General features: G+C 57.1%; 21 protein-coding genes and 1 tRNA gene. 14 read left to right on the top strand and 8 right to left on the bottom strand.

Annotation, left to right across the window (positions count from 1 at the left end; all coding sequences use genetic code 11):
• The first annotated feature begins 155 nt into the window (after positions 1-155).
• The 4 genes from DW171_RS06550 to DW171_RS06535 are packed head-to-tail and all read left to right on the top strand — an operon-like array spanning position 156 to position 2,710.
• Complete coding sequence (locus DW171_RS06550) at positions 156-1,037, top strand: aldose 1-epimerase family protein (RefSeq protein WP_089572398.1); 882 nt, start codon at positions 156-158, stop codon at positions 1,035-1,037.
• Between the two features lie 59 nt (positions 1,038-1,096).
• Positions 1,097-2,032 carry a hexose kinase gene (locus DW171_RS06545; RefSeq protein WP_118270763.1) on the top strand — a complete coding sequence of 312 codons (936 nt, stop codon included), beginning with the start codon at positions 1,097-1,099 and terminating at the stop codon, positions 2,030-2,032.
• A 37-nt stretch (positions 2,033-2,069) separates the two neighbouring features.
• Positions 2,070-2,204, top strand: a complete 135-nt coding sequence (locus DW171_RS10380) for a hypothetical protein (RefSeq protein WP_255413387.1) — start codon at positions 2,070-2,072, stop codon at positions 2,202-2,204.
• Positions 2,205-2,236: 32 nt separating this feature from the next.
• Complete coding sequence (locus DW171_RS06535) at positions 2,237-2,710, top strand: YhcH/YjgK/YiaL family protein (RefSeq protein WP_089572396.1); 474 nt, start codon at positions 2,237-2,239, stop codon at positions 2,708-2,710.
• A 136-nt stretch (positions 2,711-2,846) separates the two neighbouring features.
• Here DW171_RS06535 and DW171_RS06530 read toward each other — a convergent pair whose 3' ends face one another.
• The 3 genes from DW171_RS06530 to DW171_RS06520 all read right to left on the bottom strand — a co-directional run bounded on the left by DW171_RS06530 (position 2,847) and on the right by DW171_RS06520 (position 4,069).
• Positions 2,847-3,212 (bottom strand): hypothetical protein, encoded by a 366-nt coding sequence (locus DW171_RS06530; protein WP_117766459.1) that lies wholly within the window; start codon positions 3,210-3,212, stop codon positions 2,847-2,849.
• A 14-nt stretch (positions 3,213-3,226) separates the two neighbouring features.
• Positions 3,227-3,736 (bottom strand): hypothetical protein, encoded by a 510-nt coding sequence (locus tag DW171_RS06525; protein WP_117790543.1) that lies wholly within the window; start codon positions 3,734-3,736, stop codon positions 3,227-3,229.
• A gap of 257 nt (positions 3,737-3,993) precedes the next feature.
• Positions 3,994-4,069 (bottom strand) — tRNA-Thr (locus DW171_RS06520).
• A gap of 207 nt (positions 4,070-4,276) precedes the next feature.
• Between DW171_RS06520 and DW171_RS06515 the strand changes: the two genes are divergently transcribed.
• Entirely contained in the window at positions 4,277-4,759 is a 483-nt protein-coding gene (locus DW171_RS06515; protein WP_118270761.1) for a PTS sugar transporter subunit IIB, read from the top strand.
• Positions 4,760-5,085: 326 nt separating this feature from the next.
• Here DW171_RS06515 and DW171_RS06510 read toward each other — a convergent pair whose 3' ends face one another.
• Positions 5,086-6,138 (bottom strand): aldose epimerase family protein, encoded by a 1,053-nt coding sequence (locus DW171_RS06510; RefSeq protein WP_117635796.1) that lies wholly within the window; start codon positions 6,136-6,138, stop codon positions 5,086-5,088.
• A gap of 205 nt (positions 6,139-6,343) precedes the next feature.
• Here DW171_RS06510 and DW171_RS06505 point away from each other — a divergent pair, with 205 nt between their 5' ends.
• The gene (locus DW171_RS06505) at positions 6,344-7,108 is read left to right on the top strand and encodes a DeoR/GlpR family DNA-binding transcription regulator (RefSeq protein WP_233539123.1); all 765 of its coding nucleotides are present in this window, start codon (positions 6,344-6,346) and stop codon (positions 7,106-7,108) included.
• 14 nt (positions 7,109-7,122) lie between these two features.
• Here DW171_RS06505 and DW171_RS06500 read toward each other — a convergent pair whose 3' ends face one another.
• Together DW171_RS06500 and DW171_RS06495 are read right to left on the bottom strand one after the other, a co-directional pair.
• Positions 7,123-7,428: a type II toxin-antitoxin system RelE/ParE family toxin gene (locus DW171_RS06500; RefSeq protein WP_118270759.1), complete on the bottom strand. Its 306-nt coding sequence runs from the start codon at positions 7,426-7,428 to the stop codon at positions 7,123-7,125.
• Positions 7,418-7,684, bottom strand: coding sequence for a type II toxin-antitoxin system Phd/YefM family antitoxin (locus DW171_RS06495; RefSeq protein WP_118256586.1), 267 nt, complete (start codon positions 7,682-7,684; stop codon positions 7,418-7,420). Before DW171_RS06495 ends, DW171_RS06500 begins: the two co-directional genes overlap by 11 nt.
• Before the next feature lie 301 nt (positions 7,685-7,985).
• Between DW171_RS06495 and DW171_RS06490 the strand changes: the two genes are divergently transcribed.
• A complete protein-coding gene (locus tag DW171_RS06490; RefSeq protein WP_117629883.1) occupies positions 7,986-9,356 on the top strand; it encodes an ATP-binding protein in 1,371 nt (456 codons plus the stop codon).
• A 314-nt stretch (positions 9,357-9,670) separates the two neighbouring features.
• On the opposite strand, the gene lacG is transcribed toward DW171_RS06490, so the two are convergent.
• On the bottom strand, positions 9,671-11,110 hold the full coding sequence (gene lacG, locus DW171_RS06485) for a 6-phospho-beta-galactosidase (RefSeq protein WP_117790538.1): 1,440 nt from the start codon (positions 11,108-11,110) through the stop codon (positions 9,671-9,673).
• A gap of 66 nt (positions 11,111-11,176) precedes the next feature.
• A complete protein-coding gene (locus tag DW171_RS06480; RefSeq protein ID WP_118270758.1) occupies positions 11,177-12,952 on the bottom strand; it encodes a lactose/cellobiose PTS transporter subunit IIB in 1,776 nt (591 codons plus the stop codon).
• Positions 12,953-13,308: 356 nt separating this feature from the next.
• Here DW171_RS06480 and DW171_RS06475 point away from each other — a divergent pair, with 356 nt between their 5' ends.
• The 7 genes from DW171_RS06475 to DW171_RS06445 all read left to right on the top strand — a co-directional run bounded on the left by DW171_RS06475 (position 13,309) and on the right by DW171_RS06445 (position 19,480).
• Positions 13,309-14,313, top strand: coding sequence for a LacI family DNA-binding transcriptional regulator (locus DW171_RS06475; protein ID WP_118270757.1), 1,005 nt, complete (start codon positions 13,309-13,311; stop codon positions 14,311-14,313).
• 214 nt (positions 14,314-14,527) lie between these two features.
• Positions 14,528-14,866 carry a PTS lactose/cellobiose transporter subunit IIA gene (locus tag DW171_RS06470; protein WP_089572387.1) on the top strand — a complete coding sequence of 113 codons (339 nt, stop codon included), beginning with the start codon at positions 14,528-14,530 and terminating at the stop codon, positions 14,864-14,866.
• Between the two features lie 326 nt (positions 14,867-15,192).
• On the top strand, positions 15,193-16,164 hold the full coding sequence (locus tag DW171_RS06465; RefSeq protein WP_118270756.1) for a hypothetical protein: 972 nt from the start codon (positions 15,193-15,195) through the stop codon (positions 16,162-16,164).
• Between the two features lie 309 nt (positions 16,165-16,473).
• Complete coding sequence (gene lacA / locus DW171_RS06460) at positions 16,474-16,902, top strand: galactose-6-phosphate isomerase subunit LacA (protein WP_006234830.1); 429 nt, start codon at positions 16,474-16,476, stop codon at positions 16,900-16,902.
• 63 nt (positions 16,903-16,965) lie between these two features.
• Positions 16,966-17,490, top strand: a complete 525-nt coding sequence (gene lacB / locus DW171_RS06455) for a galactose-6-phosphate isomerase subunit LacB (protein ID WP_006234831.1) — start codon at positions 16,966-16,968, stop codon at positions 17,488-17,490.
• A 119-nt stretch (positions 17,491-17,609) separates the two neighbouring features.
• The gene (locus tag DW171_RS06450; protein ID WP_118270755.1) at positions 17,610-18,491 is read left to right on the top strand and encodes an aldose 1-epimerase family protein; all 882 of its coding nucleotides are present in this window, start codon (positions 17,610-17,612) and stop codon (positions 18,489-18,491) included.
• A gap of 53 nt (positions 18,492-18,544) precedes the next feature.
• Positions 18,545-19,480, top strand: a complete 936-nt coding sequence (locus tag DW171_RS06445; RefSeq protein WP_118270774.1) for a hexose kinase — start codon at positions 18,545-18,547, stop codon at positions 19,478-19,480.
• The last annotated feature ends 136 nt before the right edge of the window (positions 19,481-19,616 follow it).

Raw genomic sequence — 19,616 nt, 5'->3', positions numbered from 1 at the left:
GAAGGCCTTTCAGCTGTAATTGCATCAATGTCTGTATGGTACCCCGTTACATGGCCGGGATACCGGACGCATCGATGAGCGTGCGGGTTTGTTCTATGGTTAGGATTGAAACGGGCGCTTGCGTGAAATAAAGCAGTTGTTCGAAAGGATGGGTAATGGAATACGCTCTCTCCAACGATTCGATTTCTATTAAGGTTTCCACGGCTGGTGGCTCGTTTACCTCGATTGAGGCCGGCGGTCGCGAGTACTTGTGGCAGGGTGATCCCACCGTGTGGTCCGGCCAGGCGCCGATTTGCTTCCCGATTTGCGGAGGCTTGCGCGACAACAGCGCCATGACGTTTGCCGGGCATCATGTAAAGCTCGCTCGCCACGGCTTTGCGCGCAAGCAGGAGTGGAAGCTGCTGAGCCAAGGCGAGAACGAGTTGGCTATGTGCCTGGCTTCGGAGGATAACGCCGCGCTGCTGAGCGATTATCCGTATCCGTTTAGGCTCGTCGCCCGCTATACGCTCGAGGACGCCGCCGTGCGTGTCTCCTATGAGGTTACCAACGAGGGCACCGAGGACATGCCGTTCTTTATCGGTGGGCATCCCGGCTTTAGGTGCCCGCTCGATGAGGGCGAGGCCTATACGGACTACGAGTTGCGCTTTGAGAAAGAAGAGGCTGCAGAGCTTTGCACCGCTGTCCCTTCGACTGGCTTGATTGACGTGGACAAGCGCTCCAAGAACCCCATGGTGGGAAAGACGCTGCCCCTGTCGCACGAGCTCTTCGATTTTGCGGAGACCATCTTTGACGTGCTCGAGAGCCGCCAGGTCACGCTTTCCAAAAAGGGCGAGGACAAGGGCGTTCGCCTGAGCTTTGAGGGCTTCCCATATCTCATTGTGTGGAGCAAGCCCGAGGGTGATTTTGTGGCAGTTGAGCCTTGGGGCGGCCTTTCGACCTGCTCCGATGAGGACGACGTGCTTGAGCATAAGCGTGGCTGCCTTGTCGCCAAGCCCAAGGAGACCGTCGTTCGCTCGTTCACGATTGAGATTCTGTAATTCCGTTTTGTCGACTCGTATCGCGAGGCACAAGGAGCCTGCGAGATAAGGAGCTAAAAATGATCCTCACCGTTACGATGAACCCGTCCGTCGATACACGCTATCAGCTCGATGAGCTCATTATCGACGACGTTAACCGTGTGACGCCCGAAAAGACCGCCGGCGGCAAGGGTCTTAACGTGGCCCGTGTACTGGGTCAGCTGGGCGACGACGTTGTGGCAACTGGTCTACTCGGCGGCCACATGGGCGCCTACATGGCCGAGCTCATGGATGCTAACGGCATTAAGAATGATTTTGTACCCATCAAGGGCGAGACTCGTATTTGCCTTAACATCCTCCACGCCGGCAACCAGACCGAGCTACTCGAGAGCGGCCCGACGATTGCCCCCGAGGAGCTCGATGCCTTTACCGCCAAGTTCGCCGAGCTTGCGAGCAAGGCCGCTGTTGTTACCATCTCGGGTTCGCTGCCCCGTGGTGTCGAGGCGGACTACTACGCCAAGATCACGGGCATTGCCGAGAACGCCGGCGCCAAGGTGCTGCTCGATACCTCGGGTGCTTCGCTCGAGGCCGCCCTTAAGTCCGATATTAAGCCCGAGCTGGTCAAGCCTAACCTGACCGAGATTAACGGCCTTCTGGGCACGAGCTTTACCACCGACGATGTGGACGAGCTCCGCGCCGCGCTCGCCTCTGATGCCCGCTTCTCCGATATCCCCTGGGTCGTCGTGTCCATGGGCGCTGCCGGCTCCGTGGGCTTCCATAATGGCCGTGCATTCCGCGCCAAGACCCCCGATATCCCCGCCGTTAACGCTACGGGCTCTGGCGATTCGACCATTGCCGGCTTCGCACATGCGATTGCTGCTGGCGCGGATGACGAGACGGTGCTGCGTACCGCCAACACCTGCGGCAAGCTCAATGCCATGGATCCCATGACTGGCCACTTGGTTATGGATCGTTGGGACGAGGTTTACAACGGCGTTGTCGTGACCGAGCTGTAGGAGCTTGTGCGCCGCCCCCGGCATCGGTTGCTTGCTTGTGGTTAGAGTTGACGACAAGTGCGGTAGCATTATGCTGGGGCGCGACGCCGAGTTTGTCGTGTTCAATCCCGACCTTACCCTGGTCGAGGCGTATGTGGGTGGCAACAGCATCGGTAACGCGTTTGCCGATTAGCCGCCAAAGAAGCGATCCGAGAGGGGATTTAGATGATTTACGGTGCATTGGGCGATATCGAGGAGTACCGCGGAATGCTCAAGGGCCTCGACGTGCTGATCGACTGGCTCGAGGAGAACGACCCGGCACAGCTCGAGGTCGGCAGCCATCCGATTTTGGGTGAGAAGGTCTTTGCGAACGTCATGTCTCCCACGACGCGTCCCGAGGCCGAGGCTCACTATGAGACGCATCAGCGCTATCACGACCTGCAGATCGACGTCGAGGGTCGCGAGGCCTTTAAGGTCGCCACGGGCAGCCTGACGCTGGTTCAGGAGTTTGACGAGAAGGACGACTACGATCTGGTCGATTCCGACGCTTCGATCGCCGGCGATCTTGCCGACGATAAGTTTGCACTGTTCGTTGCCGGCGAGCCTCACATGCCCACGCTCGAGTTCCCGGGCGATGGCGCACAGCCGGTCAAGAAGATTTGCTTTAAGCTGCTTGCAGATGCTTACTGGGAGGAGTAGCGAACTGCTCGGCTGAGCTGCTCGTCTGATGGCGTGATCCCCTTAGGGAAAACACGCCAGGACCCCGCCAAGCGTTTTTTCCCTAGGGAAATCACGTTTGGCGGGGTTTTCGGTTTTTTGAATAGGGAAGCCTCATTTATTTGCGAAGAACATCGGCTAGCCGCAGGATTGAAATCATCGACCGATAAGTGAGTTCCACTTTTTCGCCCGCAAGCAGTCGTTTCGAGCCAATCTCATCTAGCCCCACAAGCCGAGAAAACAGCGGGCCGCTCATCGTTCCCTCGTCAATTGATTCCCTTATGGTCTTCAAAACGTCCGTATCATGAAGCGATGCCGAGCTGTAGGGGGCAACACGAGCGGAACTCTCAATTAACGACGAGACAAAAGGATGGAGATGCTTTGGACATAGTCCATCAAACACCACATCCCCATTGTCGTTCGAGCCGACCAGGCGCCAAGTATAGTGATCGACCCAGTCATCTCCGTCATATATGGCGTTCATGAGCAACTTCCCGTCTAGAGAGAGAAACCTATTTGGACATCGGGGCGCAAGACCGCAATCCATATCGGGCCTCCAGCAGCTCCAACCCAACGCACCACATAGGTTCCCTTTCGTACATGTGTATCAATCTGCCCCGAAATGCCGGTGAATGCAATTCCAGACCCGTTTGTCGGATAGCAATCGACGTATTTTTGTTTTCCGCTCACAACCTTGTATAGATATATCGTTCCAGCAAAAGAGAAGGGATCGTTCGCAATTTTGTCCGGAAGAACTTGCCACCTCAAAATCCCGCTACCAATATGGTCAAGCTTGACCGTTCCGCCGTCCCCCTCAAAAGTGGCAAGGGGATTTACCCCAGACTGAGAGTCGGCATCGCCCTCCTTAGCAGTTATCAGCAGGCTGCCCGTATAAGACTGCTGAGGCTCACCTTCAGGACAGGCAGCCTCGGCCCAAGAAGGGCCACTCAGGCAGAACAGTCCGAGCAGCATCATTACCAACAAAAGAAAACCCTTAGTTCTTTTCATCTATATCGCCAATATCTCTCGACATTTGTATATCGTGACTATTTTAGATCTATATGGCCAATTTGAGCCCTCACCATGGCAATTGTTGCAGCTGGGTTTCTTTTCATTAAGATTTCACTTTGGTAAATCCCCCCCCCCTAAGCATTAACCCGAAGTCCACCGAGTGGGCCGCCGTTGACGTGGCGATGTTTGGATTGGCGCGCACGCACTCAAAATCGGCAACAAAAAAGCCGCCCGAAGGCGGCTATCTTGTGTAATGGAGCCAGCGACCGGGCTCGAACCGGTGACCCCCGCTTTACGAGAGCGGTGCTCTACCAACTGAGCTACGCTGGCGGCCATATGATGACGCAACTGAGGCGTCAACGGCTGTCTATGATACGGGACATCACACATCCGCGCAAGTGTTCTGACGGCTTTTCTCACTTTAAATGCACTAATATTAGAGGCGTGATGTCTGCAGTGCCCATTTGTTACTTGACCTGCTGTTGAGTTGGTGGTCGACGTCCCGCTCGTATGGGTCTCAAACAGAATGGGGCAGCCATGGCTCAACCCAAGATTCTTCTTACGCGTATCGATGACCGTTTCATTTACGGGCAAGACGTTGAGCTGTGGAACGAAGCCGTGGGTTCCAACCTTGTCCTAATCGTCAACGATGAGATCGCGGCGGATTCGCGCCAATGGGCACCAATGAGGGTGGCGGTGCCAGAAGGCGTTTGGACGCGGTTTTTCTCGGTGCAAAGGACCATCGACATCATTTATACCGCAACGCCGCGCCAATGGATCTTGATCATAGTGGCCTCACCCGCCGATGCGCTCGCGCTGGTTAAGGGTGGTGTGCCAATAACCAAGATCAGCATTGGCCATATGCAGGCAGGGGAGGGCAAGCGCTCTGCAACGCCTACCATTGCCGTAGACGATACGGACATCGCCGCCTTCAAAGAGTTGCAAAAGCTCGGCATAGAGCTAGAAATCCGCTATCTCCCCAGTTCCGCCCCCGATCCCATTGGCAATCTGTTCAACTGATCCCTTGGGGACGGAGGAAAACGGATCATTTTGCCCTTGCGAGGGACGCGCGCGATGCCGCCTGTCAAAAACTATGCCCATTTACTACGTTTGATTGGCTATCGTCGAGCATGTCGAATTTTAGATAAACAAAACCGCAGGTATACTGCTCACAAATGTAACAAAAACCGGTGCATGGTCGAGCATCCCGGGCTAAACGTAGTAAATGGGCATAGTTTTGATATGTCACTCATACAGTCACAGAAAAAACGAGCCTAAAAGATGAAAAAGCGCCCGCTGGCGGTGGTGCCGGCGGGCGCTGCTGTGCGATATGTCGCGTTGCGGGCTTAGTGCCTCATAAAGTGGTATTCGATCACATTGCTGTAGGGATGGCCCGGGCCCACAATGCCCTGCGGGAACAGAGGCTGGTGCGGCGTGTCGGGGTACATCTCGGCCTCGAGGGCAAAGCCGGCGCCCCAGCCATAGTTGGCATCGTCCTTGGCGTGCTCGTCGCCCAGCCAGTTGCCGGTGTAGAGCTGCACGCCCGGGGCAGTGGTGTAGTAGTCCATCTCACGACCGGTCCACATCTCCTCGACGTGCATCGCGCGGCGCAGGTTGCGGCCGTACTGATAGCCATCGATGCACAGGCAGTGATCGTAGCCACGGGCCTGCTTGATCTGCGGGTCGTCGGCCTCCATGCCGGGTGCGACGGGGCGAAGCTCGCGAAAGTCAAACGGTGTTCCCTCGACCGGAGCAATCTCGCCGGTGGGGATGTTCTGCTCGTTAATGGGCAGGTAGTGGGCGGCGTTGGCGACAAAGAAATGTTCGCAGTCCATGCCGGCGTTATGGCCTGCAAGGTTAAAGTACGTGTGGTTGGTCATGGACACGTAGGTGGCGCGGTCGCTCTCGCAGCCATAATCGATGCGGAAGACGCCGGTGCGCGTAACGGTAAACACGGCCGTAAAGGTTCGGTTGCCGGGCAGGCCCAGCTCGCCATCCTTAAGCGAGGTGGTCATGCGCACGGCGTTATGGACCTCGTCGAGCTCAACATCCCACACACGTTTGTGCAGGCCGTGCTCAAGGTCGCTGTGCAGGTTGTTGGCGCCCTCGTTGGCGGGCATATGCCAGTCCGTGCCGTCGATGGCGATCGTGGCGCCAGCGGTGCGGTTTGCCACGGGGCCGATGGTCGCACCAAAGCAGGCGGGGTTGTCAAAGTAATCCTCGAGCTTATCGAAGCCCAGCACCACATCGCGTACGTTGCCGGGAATGTCGGGCACATCGATGCCCAGCACGGTGGCGCCATAGTCCATAATGCGAACGCAAATCTCGGGCCCGTTGAGGGTGTAGCGATGAACGGGGGTACCGCACGGCGCGGTGCCGAAAAGCTCGGAAGTGATCATTTGGTTCCTAACATCGAGGTATTCCGACAAACTGTAGCGCGAACAGGCGAGATTATCACTACACCCCACTAAAGCTGGGGGTATTTTTCTCAAAAAAGTGATGATTGGAGCTGTGCGGGCGTTCATTTTTGACGCGTACGAGTCTGATACAATTTGTTCGTTACTGTTTGAATGATATGCGCGCAAAGAACGGCGAGGATTCATCGTGATTAAGGCAGAGCGACAGGATAAGGTTCGTCAGCTGCTCGAGGAGCAGGGCACGGTCTCGGTCAAGGAGATCTCGGATGCGCTGGGCGTATCGGACATGACAATCCGCCGCGACCTTGAGGAGCTTGCGAGCCTGGGCGAGATCGAGCGCGTGCACGGCGGCGCCCGTAGTGCGCAGGGTCGTCCGCACGCTATGCTGCGCCATGAGTATTCGCACAGTGAAAAGCGCACCAAGCATGCCGAGGAAAAGCTGCAGATCGCACGCCGCGCTGTGGAGCTTATCGAGGAAGGCTCGACCATCTTTTTGGGTACGGGCACCACGGTTGAGCAGATGGCCTCGATGCTGCCGGCGTTTCGCCTGCGTATCGTGACCAATTCGCTTTCGGTGTTCAACCTGCTCGAGGAGCGCGAGGACTGCGAGCTGTGCCTCGTGGGCGGTATGTACCGCCGCCGCACTGCCGCTTTTGTGGGGCCGACGGCCGAGGATACCCTACGTGCGCTGGGCATCGATGCGGCGTTTATCGGCGCCAACGGTATCTTGGACGGTGACGTATCCACGTCCAACATGGACGAGGGCCGTATCCAGCAGCTCGCCTTTAGCAAGGCGGACTCGCGCTATCTGATCGCCGACTCCAGCAAGATCGGCAAACGCGACTTCTACACCTTCTGCCGCCTGGACAGCTTGGACGCCGTGGTGTGCGAGCCGGATATTGCCGACGAGGACCGCGCCGCCATCGAGGAGCACACGCAGGTCATTTGCTAGCGAGTGCCGCCGTGCTAGATCAGGCGGGCGTAGTCTTGTGACTGGTGAAAGACGTGGGCGATATAGATCGCATCGCGCTCAAACTTGTAAAGGCAGGTGTAGTTGTTGACGGGAAACGATCGGTAATTACGTGCCGCCAGCTCTTGCATGTGTGAGAGAGGTCGCAGGAGCGGCTGCTCGCGAAGCAGATCAAGCTGATATTCAAACTCAGCGACAAAATTGCCTGCTGCGCGCGGATTCTTGAGGATTTGAGCAAGGTATCCGACAATACTCTCGTACTCATATCGCGCGCTTTTGAGGATTACGACGTTATAGGTCATATTTGTCTCGTATCGAAGCCGCGAAGGATTCGTAGTCGCTGTAGTCGCCTTGCGATATTTCGTCTTCTGCCAACATCATACGAGACAACAGTTTTGCCTTGGCGATTTCTTCTTGCATGAGGCGATACTGGTCGCTGCTGATGCAGTGCATGGCCTCGTAGCCGTTCTTAGTTACGGTGACGTCGCGCTCAGACTCAACAAGTGCGGTGAATGTGGCAGTGTCCTTCATGTCTCGGACGGGCACACAGATGGGCATAGGTATCTCCTTCGCATTGGGACATAATTGTACCACGCCGTATCGAATAGTCGGCATCGTTGAATTGTCTTGATCTGTAACAGATAGACGCCCAAAACCGGGTTTAGTGTTACAGATCGAGACGGCTCGGCATAGCATCCGTTATACATGAAGCTCGGTATTATGTATGTTTAGACCAATGCAATAGTCGGTATTTTTGTAGATATAAGCTCATTTAAAGCTCGGTATTTTTGTATTATTAGATATATCTGAAGGTCGGTATTTTTGTAAACTAGCACGTAAATTATGCTGAGGTGAGATTATGTTTAAACGGAAGGCATATGATCGTCTGCAGGAGTGGAAAGAACGCTCGCAAGGGCGCACTGCGGTGCTTATTGAGGGTGCAAGACGCGTTGGCAAAACGACGCTCGTCAAGTGCTTCGCGCAAAATGAATACAAGGATTATCTGTACATTGACTTTTCGGCTGCTAGCAAAGCCACGCTCGATATATTTCTGAACCATCGTGAAGATGTCGATCTTTTTTTACGCATGCTTCAGCTGCAGTATGGTAAGGCCCTCGAACCGAGAGAGTCGCTGGTCATTTTTGATGAAGTGCAGCGGTTTCCCATCGCGCGCGAATACATAAAGCATCTTGTAGAAGACGGCAGATTTGATTACATCGAGACAGGCTCTCTTGTCTCCATCAAAAAGAATGTCGATAGCATTGTCATACCGTCAGAGGAAGAAAGAATCCCTCTCGAGCCCCTCGATTTTGAGGAGTATCTTTGGGCGACCGGAAAAGATCTTTATGCAGAAGAGATCCGTAAAGCGCGCGAATCTCGGACCGCGCTTCCGGACGGCGTTCATGCGACGTGCATGAGATTATTTGATGAGTATATGCTTGTCGGTGGTATGCCTCAGTCGGTCGACTCCTTTGTGGCAGAGAATGATTTTAGAGGATGCGACAGGGTTAAACGGCAGATTATCGCACTGTACAGGGAGGACATTGCCAAGTTTGGAGGTTCGGACGCTAGACGTGCGCGGGCGGTTTATGACGATATTCCGGGTCAATTATCTGCGGCAAATAAACGGTTCAAATTTGACAGCTTGGAGAAGGGGTCCCGTTTTGAGACATATGAGTCGGCGTTAATCTGGCTTGAGGATGCGCGACTGATTAACCGTTGCTATTTATGCAGTGATCCGAGCGTGGGTTACCGCCTGCACGAGGACGCGTCTTCGCTTAAATGCTATATGGCGGACACGGGATTGCTCGTGAGCTTGGCGTTTGATGATGGTCCGGACCTTATGGATGTTCATAGAGACATTCAATTTGGAAGAATTTCAATTAATAAAGGAATGCTAATCGAGAACATCGTGGCGCAGCAGCTTAAGAGTCTGGGGCATTCGCTTTTTTATTACAGCTGGCAGGAGCCTTCCAAAACAGAGGGGAGTCGGCCCAGAACGCGTGAAATTGATTTTCTTGTTTCGCGCGGCTTTGAAGACGCGGCTGGAAAACCGCGGGTCACTCCTGTTGAAGTTAAATCTTCCAAATCGTATTCAACAATCTCGCTTGACGATTTCGGCAGACGATTCGAACGACGAGTCGGAGAAGAGATAGTTCTTCACCCAAAACAGCTCAGGGCTGAAGGGCATAGGATATATCTACCTCTGTATATGACGATCTTTATCTGATCGACGGCATGCGGCCAAAAGGGGGCATGCGGCTGAGATTGTCAGCCCGGTCTATTTCATTTGTCTCGATCTGTAACAGTTGGGACCGAAAAACTCGGCTAGGTGTTACAAATCGAGATTGAGGGGATTGACTGGTTCGTTTGTCTCAATCTGTAACAGGTGGGACCGAAAAACTCGGCTAGATGTTACAGATTGAGACAAACGGCTCCTGACCAGCCCAAAAACAAAAAGGCCGGGGGCGGCGCGTCGTGTGACGTGCCGCCCCCGGCTGAGAAATGGGGACAGGTTGTGTGAGCGGGCAACCCCGCCAGCCACTAGTCCAGACGACGGGTCTGCGCCACGTGCTTGTACCAGTAGGCGCTTGCCTTGGGCGTGCGCTTCTGGGTTTCAAAGTCTACGTAGAAGAAGCCGTAACGCTTGTTGTAGCCATTGGTCCAGGAGAACTGATCCTGCAAGCTCCACAGGAAGTAGCCACCTACGTTGACGCCCACCTCCATGGCCTTGAGCAACCAGCGCAGGTGCTGCTCGATGTAGTCGATGCGCGGCTGGTCGTCCACAAAACCGTCCTTGTAGGGGTCCTTGTAGCCCATGCCGTTCTCGGTGATGAAGATCTGCTTGTAGTTGGGGTAGCGCTGCTTAATGTAGACGAGCAGATCGAACAGACCCTCGGGATAGATGATCCAGTCCCAGTCGGTGGTGGGGATGCCGGGCTTGTTCACGTGCTCGCCAATGCCCTTGACGCGCCAGCGGCCGGTACCCTTCTCGCCCGTGCCGTTGTGGTGCAGGTCGTTCTCGCCGTCGTAGGCCTTGAGGAAACGGCACTGGTAGTTGTTGACGCCCAGGTAGTCGTTGTAGAGCGCTGCCTCGCGCATGATCTCGAGATCCTCCTCGCGGATCTCGATGGTGCCGCCGGAGACTGCAGCCAGGCGGTTGGCGCACTCGAGGGTGTCGGGGGCATAGTCGCCGCGGAAGGTGGCGTCGAGCAAGAACTGGTTCTGCAGCACGTGCTCGTTGTTGGCGGCCTTGATATCGGCGGGGTCGTTCTCGTTGAGCGGGTACTTAAACTCCAGCGACTGAATGACGCCGATCTTGCCCTTAAAGCCGCCGTTATGGAAGGCCAGTACCGCCTTGGCGTGGGCGAGCATCATGTTGTGCTCGCACTGGAAGGCCTCGGCCAGGTGCGCCTTGACGCCGCCGGGGAAGGTGCCCTCGATGTAGGTGTTGGAGGCGTCGGCCCAGATCTCGTTAAAGGTGAACCAATAGGTCACCTGGTCGGCGTACTCCTTAAAGCAGAAGGTGGCAAAGTCCACAAAGGCGTCGATGGTCTCGCGGTTGAGGAAGTCGCCCTTCTCAAAGAGGGGCAGCGGCGTGTCGAAGTGATGCAGCGTGACAAACGGCTCAACGTGGTGCTTGTGACACTCGGCAAAGAGGTCGTGGTAGAACTGCACGCCCTCGGGGTTCACCTTGCCGGTGCCCTCGGGGAAGATGCGGCTCCAGGCGATGGAGAGGCGAATACCGTTGATGCCAAACTCCTCGCACAGCTCCAGATCGACGGGGTACTGGTTGTAGAAGTCGGAGGCGGGATCGGGAGAGAAGCGGCCCTGGGCCTCCAAGAAGTCGTCCCAGGCGACCTTGCCCTTACCGTGGGTGCGGGTCTCGCCCTCTACCTGGTAGGCAGCAGTGGCGCCGCCAAAGACAAAGTCCTCGGGGAACTGCGCGGGCGGGTTGGTGACGCTGGCGGGGTTAACGGACATGATGATCCAATCGTTTAAATCGAAGGGCCAGCCGGTCTTGGATAGTCGGCTGGCCCTAAGCGTTACTTACTTCGACAGCTGCTCGCTCACAAAGGCGAGAGACTTGTCGCCGTTCTGGGAGAGCTCGATGTACTGCTTACCACGGCAGGCGACGCACCTGTTGCCCACACGCTCGCAGTCCTTCTGCAGGTCGGCCAGGTAGCTGGCAGCCTGCGGGGCCAGGACGACCAGGTCAAAGTCGGGGAGCATGTCCACGTGGTTGCCATAGGCGTCGGCAGCGGTCTCAAGATCGATGCCGCGCTCCTTGGCGGCCTTGGCCAGCGCGTTGGCGAGCAGGCCCGAGGTGCCGCCGCCCTGGCAGAGCACGAGCACGCGCTTGCCGTTGAGGTCGCTGGCGGTCGTTGCCTCGGCAGCGGGCGCTGCGGAAGCGGCGGGGGCATCGGCCTTCACGGCCTCGGCAGCGGCGCCGGCGGCAACACTCTTGGCGTCGGCTTTACCCTGGAAGGCGTCGTTGAGCTTGGCGGCCTTCTCGGCGTTCTGGGCGGCGAGCTCCTCCTGGGAGATCTCGGCCTCCTCGGCGCACTTCTGGGCGTCATAGGCACGGAAGAACGGGTAGTACAGGGCAAAGTCGACGACTAGAATGATGGCGAGCATCACAAAGGCGAGCGGCTGGAAGCCCAGGCCCATGATGGTGCCGATGGGGCCGGGGACGGTCCAGGGCAGGGTGTACATAAAGCCGTTCATGCCCAAGAAGTCGATAAAGACCTTGAGGATCCAGATGTTGGCGATCGGGGCAAAGACAAACGGGACAAAGAAGACGGGATTGAGCACGATAGGTGCGGCGAACAGCAGCGGCTCGTTGACGGCAAAGCACACGGGGACGATGGCGGCCTTACCGACGGCGCGCATCTCCTGGGACTTGGCCAGGAAGCAGAACATAAAGACCAGGACGAGCGTGGCGCCGGTGCCGCCCATGCAGACGACGAAGTACTGGGCGCCCTGCGTCAGGACGGCGGTGGCGTGCTCGCCGGCCTGGAATGCGGCCAGGTTGTCGGTCATGTTGGCAACGAGGGCGGCGGCGATGGCAGGCTCGACGATCGAGGGACCGTGGACGCCGACAAACCAGAAGAGGCTCATGGCACCGTAGATCACAGCGAGACCGATGTAGCCGTCGGCAGCGGTGAACAGGGGCTGGAACACCTGGATGACGCCCTGGGCAAAGCAGAAGCCAAAGGCAGCGCGGAAGACGATGTCAAAGACCCAAAAGACGGTGATGCAGACGGAGAAGGGGATGATGTCCTTAAAGGTCTGCGAGATGTTGGGCGGAACCTGCTCGGGCATCTTGACGGTGATGTTGCGCTTAATGAAGAACTTGTAGATGATGCCGGTCACAAACGCAGCGATAAAGGCGGTCAGCAGGCCCTTGGAACCAAGGTAGGTGGTGTTGAAGCCGCTGGCGGCGTCCGTGGCGATCGTGTCGCTCGAAAGGAGCAAGAAGCCGATGATGGCCGCGCACATGCACGAGATAAAGTTGATCTGGTTGTTCTTGGGCAGGTCGCGGTTCTGGGCGTCGGCGAAGTGCTTGGCCGTGGTGGCGGCACAGGCGATAGCCAGGATGCCCATGGAGTAGTTGTAGCACTTCCACAGGGCGTTGTTGATGTCATCGGGCCAGTAGAAACCCCAGATGTTGGGGACCGAGGCTACCAGGCAGAAGATGGACGAGAAGATGATGATGGGGATGACGGAGATAAAGCCGTCGCGAATCGCCTTGAGGTACTTGTTGCGGGCGATCGCGTTGAAAAAGGGCTGGCCTTTTTCGATGGTGGCGATGAGTTGCTCCATGCAAAGCTCCTAAGAGTCGGTGGGTTAGCAACGATGGTAGCTTTTGACGTCTGGTTGCCAAAATGTTGACGTTGCCATTTTGCGACACAAAAAAGATGTGAACCGGTGGCCCCTGTGCCTGTAGACCGTCGATTCCTTGCGTGTAAACGATTGAGCCGCCCGGTGGCTCTGTGTTTGCACAATGGCAACGTTAACATTTGGGCGACAAAAGCCGTTCGTGGAAGCGGGATTGTCGGTGAACGGTAGGTTTTGGGTGGTGAGCGTATTGAGGGGGAGGCGTTGGATATACTTGAAGACGTTTAAAATGACTGCGCAAGATGCCATCAATGGCATCGTTGACACAGAAAGATCGACCTATGGCCGCTGTTAAAAAATCGGTATCCGTCAAAGATGTGGCGCGCCTCGCGGGCGTCTCGGAACAGACGGTCTCGCGCACCGTGCACGATTCGCCCAGCGTGCGCCCCGAGACCAAGGAGCGCGTGCGCGCCGCCATGCGCGAGCTTGGCTACCGTCCAAACTTTGCCGGCCGGTCACTGCGCCGCGGCAAGTTCAAGACGGTCGGCGTCGCCATGTTCAACATTACCGGCACCGGTAACCTCGATCGTATGGAGGGCTTTGCCGCCGCTGCCGACAAACACGGCTATGCCATCACCCTTACTAAAGTAGACGGACACCCCTATACCCTCGAGAGCGCATCGTCGCGCATGAGCGCACTGCCGGTGGACGGCATGGTTGTGATTATGAACCGCATGCCGGCGGACTTTGGCACCTTTGAGCCGCTGCCCGGTATGCAGACGGTGCTCGTTACCATGCTGGAGCACCCGCTGTGCTCGACGGTCGACAACGACCAGTTCGATTGCTCGCGCCAAGTTGTCGAGTATTTGCTGGGGCAGGGGCACAAGACCGTGCACTTTATCTCGTGCCCCGAGCGCTCGCTTTCGGGCATGCAGCGCGAGGAAGGCTGGCGCGAGACATTGCGCGCGCATGGTATTGAGCCGCCGCGACTTGTCCGTGGCGATTGGACGGCACAGAGCGGATATGCCGCTGGTCAGGCTCTGGCGGACGATCCGACCTGTACGGCCATTTATGCTTCCAACGATGCCATGGCATATGGCTGCATCCGTGGGCTCGAGTCGCGCGGGAAGCGCGTGCCCGAGGATGTGAGCGTAGTGGGTGTTGATGACAGCCTGGGCGATATCGTGCCCGACCGTCACCTGACCACGGTGCGCTTTGACAACAAGCGCGTCGGCATGTGGGCGGTCGACAAGATTGCCGGCGCCGAGGGGGGTGCGTCTGGCGTGGAGCACATGCTGATCCCCGGTATGCTCGTAGAGGGCGATACGGTGCGCGATTTGCGTTAGGGTGCGGTCCTGTTTGGGTTGCCGCTAATTGTGTTCGATATTGTTTGGATTGGTTTAAAAACCGTTCACGGGCGAAAAGTGACCGTTCATAGCTCGAAATTACGTTTTGCGCTGTTCTTTTTTGTTTGAATGTTAATGTTCCTGCCATACACAGCGCAGCGCGTATGCCCGGACGCGATGCTCTCCGTTGGTTCATATGTGAAAGGAACGCAATATGGCAACCAAAGAAGAAATCTCGATGGTTGGATTCGAGATTGTCGCATACGCGGGCGACGCCCAGACCGATCTGCTTGCAGCGCTCGATGCTGCTCGCGAGGGTGATTTTGAGAAGGCCGAGCAGCTGCACAAGGATGCCAGCGATGCACTTATCGGCGCCCACGACACGCAGACCAAGCTGCTTTCGCAGGAGGCCGGCGGCGGTGAGATGGAGATGACCTTCATCATGGCTCACGCTCAGGATACTCTCATGACCACCATGATCCTGGAGAAGCAGACCCGCTTTACCATCGATGCCTATAAGCGCATCGCCGCACTCGAGGCTAAGCTCGCCTAACGAGCTCTCACAACCAAGTCCCCTTCCAAAAGCTCTGCCGCTACCCGCGGCAGGGCTTTTTCTGCACTCCTCCAAGTTGCGGTGAAATAGGGACTGAATAGGGACCGGCGGGCACAAAACAATCCCTATTCCACCGCAACTCATCCCGAAATAGTCATTGGGGACGTTCTTAAACGACTAGTCATTGGGGACGTCTTGGGGTGCTCTGCCGCCCTTCCGTTCGGTTTTTCGCTCGGTGGGTATACTTCCTTTCGCATTAAACGCCGGACTGAGGAGGTATCCAAATGCCGGATAACGGATCAATTCAAAAAAGAGACGCGTATGAGATGGCTCATGGACGTCCTGTCCAGATAACCGAGCACACGACGGTAACCGAGCTGCAGCCCAGCCTGTCCGATGTCGTGTGCGCAAACAAAAAGCTGCAGATTGGCTTTATCGTTGCGCTCGTGGTGCTGGCGCTGCTGTCGGGCTTTGCAGCTCGTCCGCATTTCGCCGATACCAAAACATGGGACTCCACCATCGAGGTCATCGATCAAAAGAAAGGTAACGTACTGGCGCTCACGACCTCGTGCGTGGCGCTGTCTGCGGGCATTACCGCGCTGCCGGGTGATACGGGAACACCGGTTGCCGAGCAGCTCGCACAGCTTTCGGGTAACTTGGGCATCGTGCTTGCCGTGCTCTACCTCGAGAAATACCTGCTGACCATTTTGTGGTCGGTTGGTCTGGGCATCCTGATCCCGTTTGCGTTGGTGCTCTTTGCGGTGTCGCTCGGCATTCACGGGCGCTGGAGCACGAGCGCTGTCCTGCGCCGCGTGGCGACTCGCGTGCTGGTGGTCGCCATGATCGGAATGGCCTTGGTGCCTGCAAGCGTATGGGTGTCGCAAAAGGTCGACGAAACGTATCGAGTGAGCATCGAGGCGGCCGAGCAAAAGGCGGCCGACGCTGCGAGTGCGGCAGATGGCGACAGCTCCAAAGCAAGCAAGAAAAAGACCGAGTCCACAGAGTCCAAGAACGTGCTTGAGCAGCTTGCCGACGGTGCCTCGAGCCTGGTCACGTCGGTAACCAGTGGTGCCAAGCAGATGACCGACGAGATCGTGCAGCAGGTGACCGACCTTATCGAAGGCGTCATCGTGATGATCGTGACCTCGTGCGTGATTCCATTGCTGGTGCTCGCGGCGTTTTTGTGGCTGGGGCACACCTTGCTGGGGATTGATATCTCCGGTCCCGCGAACTATTTGACGGGCCGCTTTCTGAGTGTTCCGTCCAAGCATGCCAAGAAGAGCGTACGGTCTGAGTAACTAAAACAGCTGTATATACCGGGGTATACCGCCGAAGGGCGGCCGAGATGCGTTCTCGGCCGCCCTTTTTGTTTGTTGAATATGTGGCAGGCTAGGTTTTTCCCGATCCCAAACTGTCAGCAATCATCCGTGAACGGTATTTGTTCAAAAAAGAACAAAGACAAACAAATAATTGTTGCAGTTGATGTTCGAATGTGTTCAAATAAACATGAACAGTGAAGAACCGCACATTCAGATGCCCGGACCTGAACGCGATTCAACACTTCCAAACAGAAACTACGCACCTGCGTATCTCTCAAGGAGGATGTCATGAGGGTTGTAATCGCTTCCGATGCCGACGGTATGTCGATGAAGGAGTCCATCAAGGAGATGCTCATCGCCGACGGTCACGAGGTCGTCGACTATTCCGAGACCCCTGCCGCGGACTTTGTCGATTCCGCCACCGCCGTTGCCAAGGACCTGCTGGAGCACAAGGATTCCCAGGGCTTCGCATTCGATAAGTACGGCGTCGGCTCCTATATGGCCGCCGTCAAGATCAAGGGCATGGTCGTCGCCAACATTTCCGACGAGCGTTCCGCCTACATGACCCGCGAGCACAACGGCTCGCGCATGGTCACCATGGGCCCGGGCGTTGTGGGCACCGAGGTCGCCAAGAAGATTGCCCGCGAGTTCCTGCGTGCACAGTACGCCGGCGGCCGTCACCAGATCCGTGTCGACATGCTCAACAAGATGGCCTAACGAGAGCCACCGAGAACTCGAACTTCTACCTCAACTTGTGAATTCAGACGAAAGGACGTTCTGATGAAGAAGACCATCGCAATCGGTTGCGACCATATCGTTACGGACGAGAAGATCTATCTGGCCGACCGCCTGGAGCAGGCTGGCTACAAGGTGCTCGACTGCGGCACCTACAGCCACACCCGTACGCACTATCCCATCTACGGCAAGGCCGTGGGCGAGGCTGTTGCCAGCGGCAAGGCCGACTTTGGTGTGGCCCTGTGCGGCACCGGCATCGGCATCACCAACGCCGTCAACAAGGTCCCCGGCGCCCGTTGCGCCCTGGTCCGCGACATGACCTCTGCCCTGTATGCCCGTCGTGAGCTCAACGCCAACATTGTGGGCTTTGGCGGCAAGATCACCGGCGAGTTCCTGATGGCCGATATCATGCTTGCCTTCCTGGAGGAGCCCTACGAGAAGACTCCCGAGCACGATGCCCTGATCGCCAAGATCGATGCCTGCAATAAGGCCGACGCCGAGGCTCAGGCTGACCCGCACTTCTTTGACGAGTTCCTCGAGAAGTGGGACCGCGGCGAATACCATGACTAGCGGGTATCCGGCGTAATTTACTAGTCCGTTGACGGCTCGCGTTTCTGTGAGGGGGCGCGGGCCGGTTTTCTATCAGCCCTATTGACTTGGCGGGCTGTCGTAAGAAAGGGAAGGCTCCTATGGAGTTTGTTCTTGATAACGGTTTGATTCGTGTGGCGTTGACCACGGCGGGCGGGTCGTTCACTTCTATTGCGGCCAACGGCCGTGAGTACCTGTGGCAGGGCGATCCGGCGGTCTGGTCGGGCCAGGCACCCATTTGCTTTCCGATTTGCGGCGGCCTTCGTGATGGCCGCGCGATGACCATGGGTGGCCGCGAGGTCAAGCTTGCCCGCCACGGCTTTGCCCGCAAGCAGGAGTGGAAGCTCGAGGAGCAGAGCGACAACATGGTTGCGCTGAGCCTAAGCTCTGCCGACCATGCCGAGTTGCTTGAGCAGTACCCGTATCCGTTTAAGATCGTTGCTCGCTACACGATCGATTCGGAAAAGGTGGCCGTGTCGTACGAGGTGACCAATGAGGGCACCGAGGATATGCCATTCTTTGTGGGTGGTCACCCCGGCTTTAAGTGCCCGCTCGACGAGGGCGAGTCCTATGACGATTACGAGCTCCGTTTTGATCAGCGTGAGGCCGCCGAGCTCTGTACTGCCGTTCCCTCGACGGGCTTGATTGATGTTGAGCATCGCAGCAAGAACCCTATGATCGACCAGAACCTGCCGCTGACCCACGAACTCTTCGACTTCGCGGAGACCATCTTTGACGTGTTCGAGAGCCGCGTGGTTACGCTGACCAAGAAAACCGAGGACAAGGGCGTGCGCCTGACGTTCCCCGATATGCCATACCTGATTGTGTGGAGCAAGCCCGAGGGCGACTTTGTGGCCGTGGAACCGTGGGGTGGCCTGTCTACCTGCTCCGACGAGGACGATATTCTGGAGCACAAGCGTGGCTGCCTGGTTGCCAAGCCGGGGGAGACCGTCACCCGCGGCTTTGAGATCGAGATCCTTTAACGAGCTATCGTATGTTTGGGGTGGGTCATGCCGCCCCGGAACAGGAGTTCAATATGATTCTGACCGTTACCATGAACCCGTCGATTGATACGCGCTATCAGCTCGACAAGCTGGTCATCGACGATGTTAACCGTGTGACGCCCGAAAAGACCGCTGGCGGCAAGGGCCTCAACGTGAGCCGTGTGCTGCTGCAGTTGGGCGACGATGTGCTCGCGACCGGTCTGCTCGGCGGCTACATGGGTGCCTATATGGCCGAGCTTATGGATGCCGACGGCGTCAAGAACGACTTTGTGCCCATCGCCGGTGAGACGCGCATCTGCCTGAATATCCTGCACGAGGGTAATCAGACCGAGCTGCTGGAGAGCGGCCCGCAAATCGCCCCGGCCGAGCTCGAGGCCTTTACGGCCAAGTTCGCCGAGCTTGCGGCGAAGGCGGACGTTGTGACGCTTTCGGGCTCGCTGCCGCGTGGCGTCGATGCCGGCTACTATGCCGAGCTCGTCAAGATCGCCGAGGAGGCGGGCGCCAAGGTGCTGCTCGACACCTCGGGTGCATCGCTGGAGGCAGCGCTGGAGTCCGACGCTAAGCCCGAGCTCGTAAAGCCCAACCTGACCGAGATTAACGGCCTGCTGGGTACGTCCTTTACGACCGATGATGTCGATGCCCTGCGCGAGGCGCTTGCCGCCGATGACCGTTTTGCCGGTATTCCCTGGGTTGTCGTTTCGATGGGCGCTGCCGGTTCGGTAGGCTTCCATGAAGGTCGCGCGTTCCGCGCCAAGACGCCCGCGATTGCGGCTGTGAACGCGACGGGTTCCGGCGACTCGACCATCGCTGGCTTTGCGCATGCCATTGCTGCTGGTGCCGACGATGTCACGGTGCTCAAGACCGCCAATACCTGCGGCAAGCTCAACGCCATGGATCCCAAGACCGGCCACCTGGTCATGGACCGCTGGGATGAAATCTTCAACAACGTTGTCGTGACTGAACTGTAGAGTTGCGCGGTTTTACCAAACCGCGTAACCAGCCGACGCTGCAAACCCGCCAGAGCGGCAATCTGCCTTTCAACTGCGGCGGCATGACCAGAAGGTCAATGCCGCCTTGTTTCAAGGCACCTTGCTCGCTCTGGCG

Source organism: Collinsella sp. AM15-2, from assembly GCF_003471985.1.
In the GTDB taxonomy this organism is placed as follows: domain Bacteria; phylum Actinomycetota; class Coriobacteriia; order Coriobacteriales; family Coriobacteriaceae; genus Collinsella.
The sequence above is the reverse complement of the archived record's forward strand: the minus strand, read 5'-3'. Positions and strand labels throughout refer to the sequence as shown.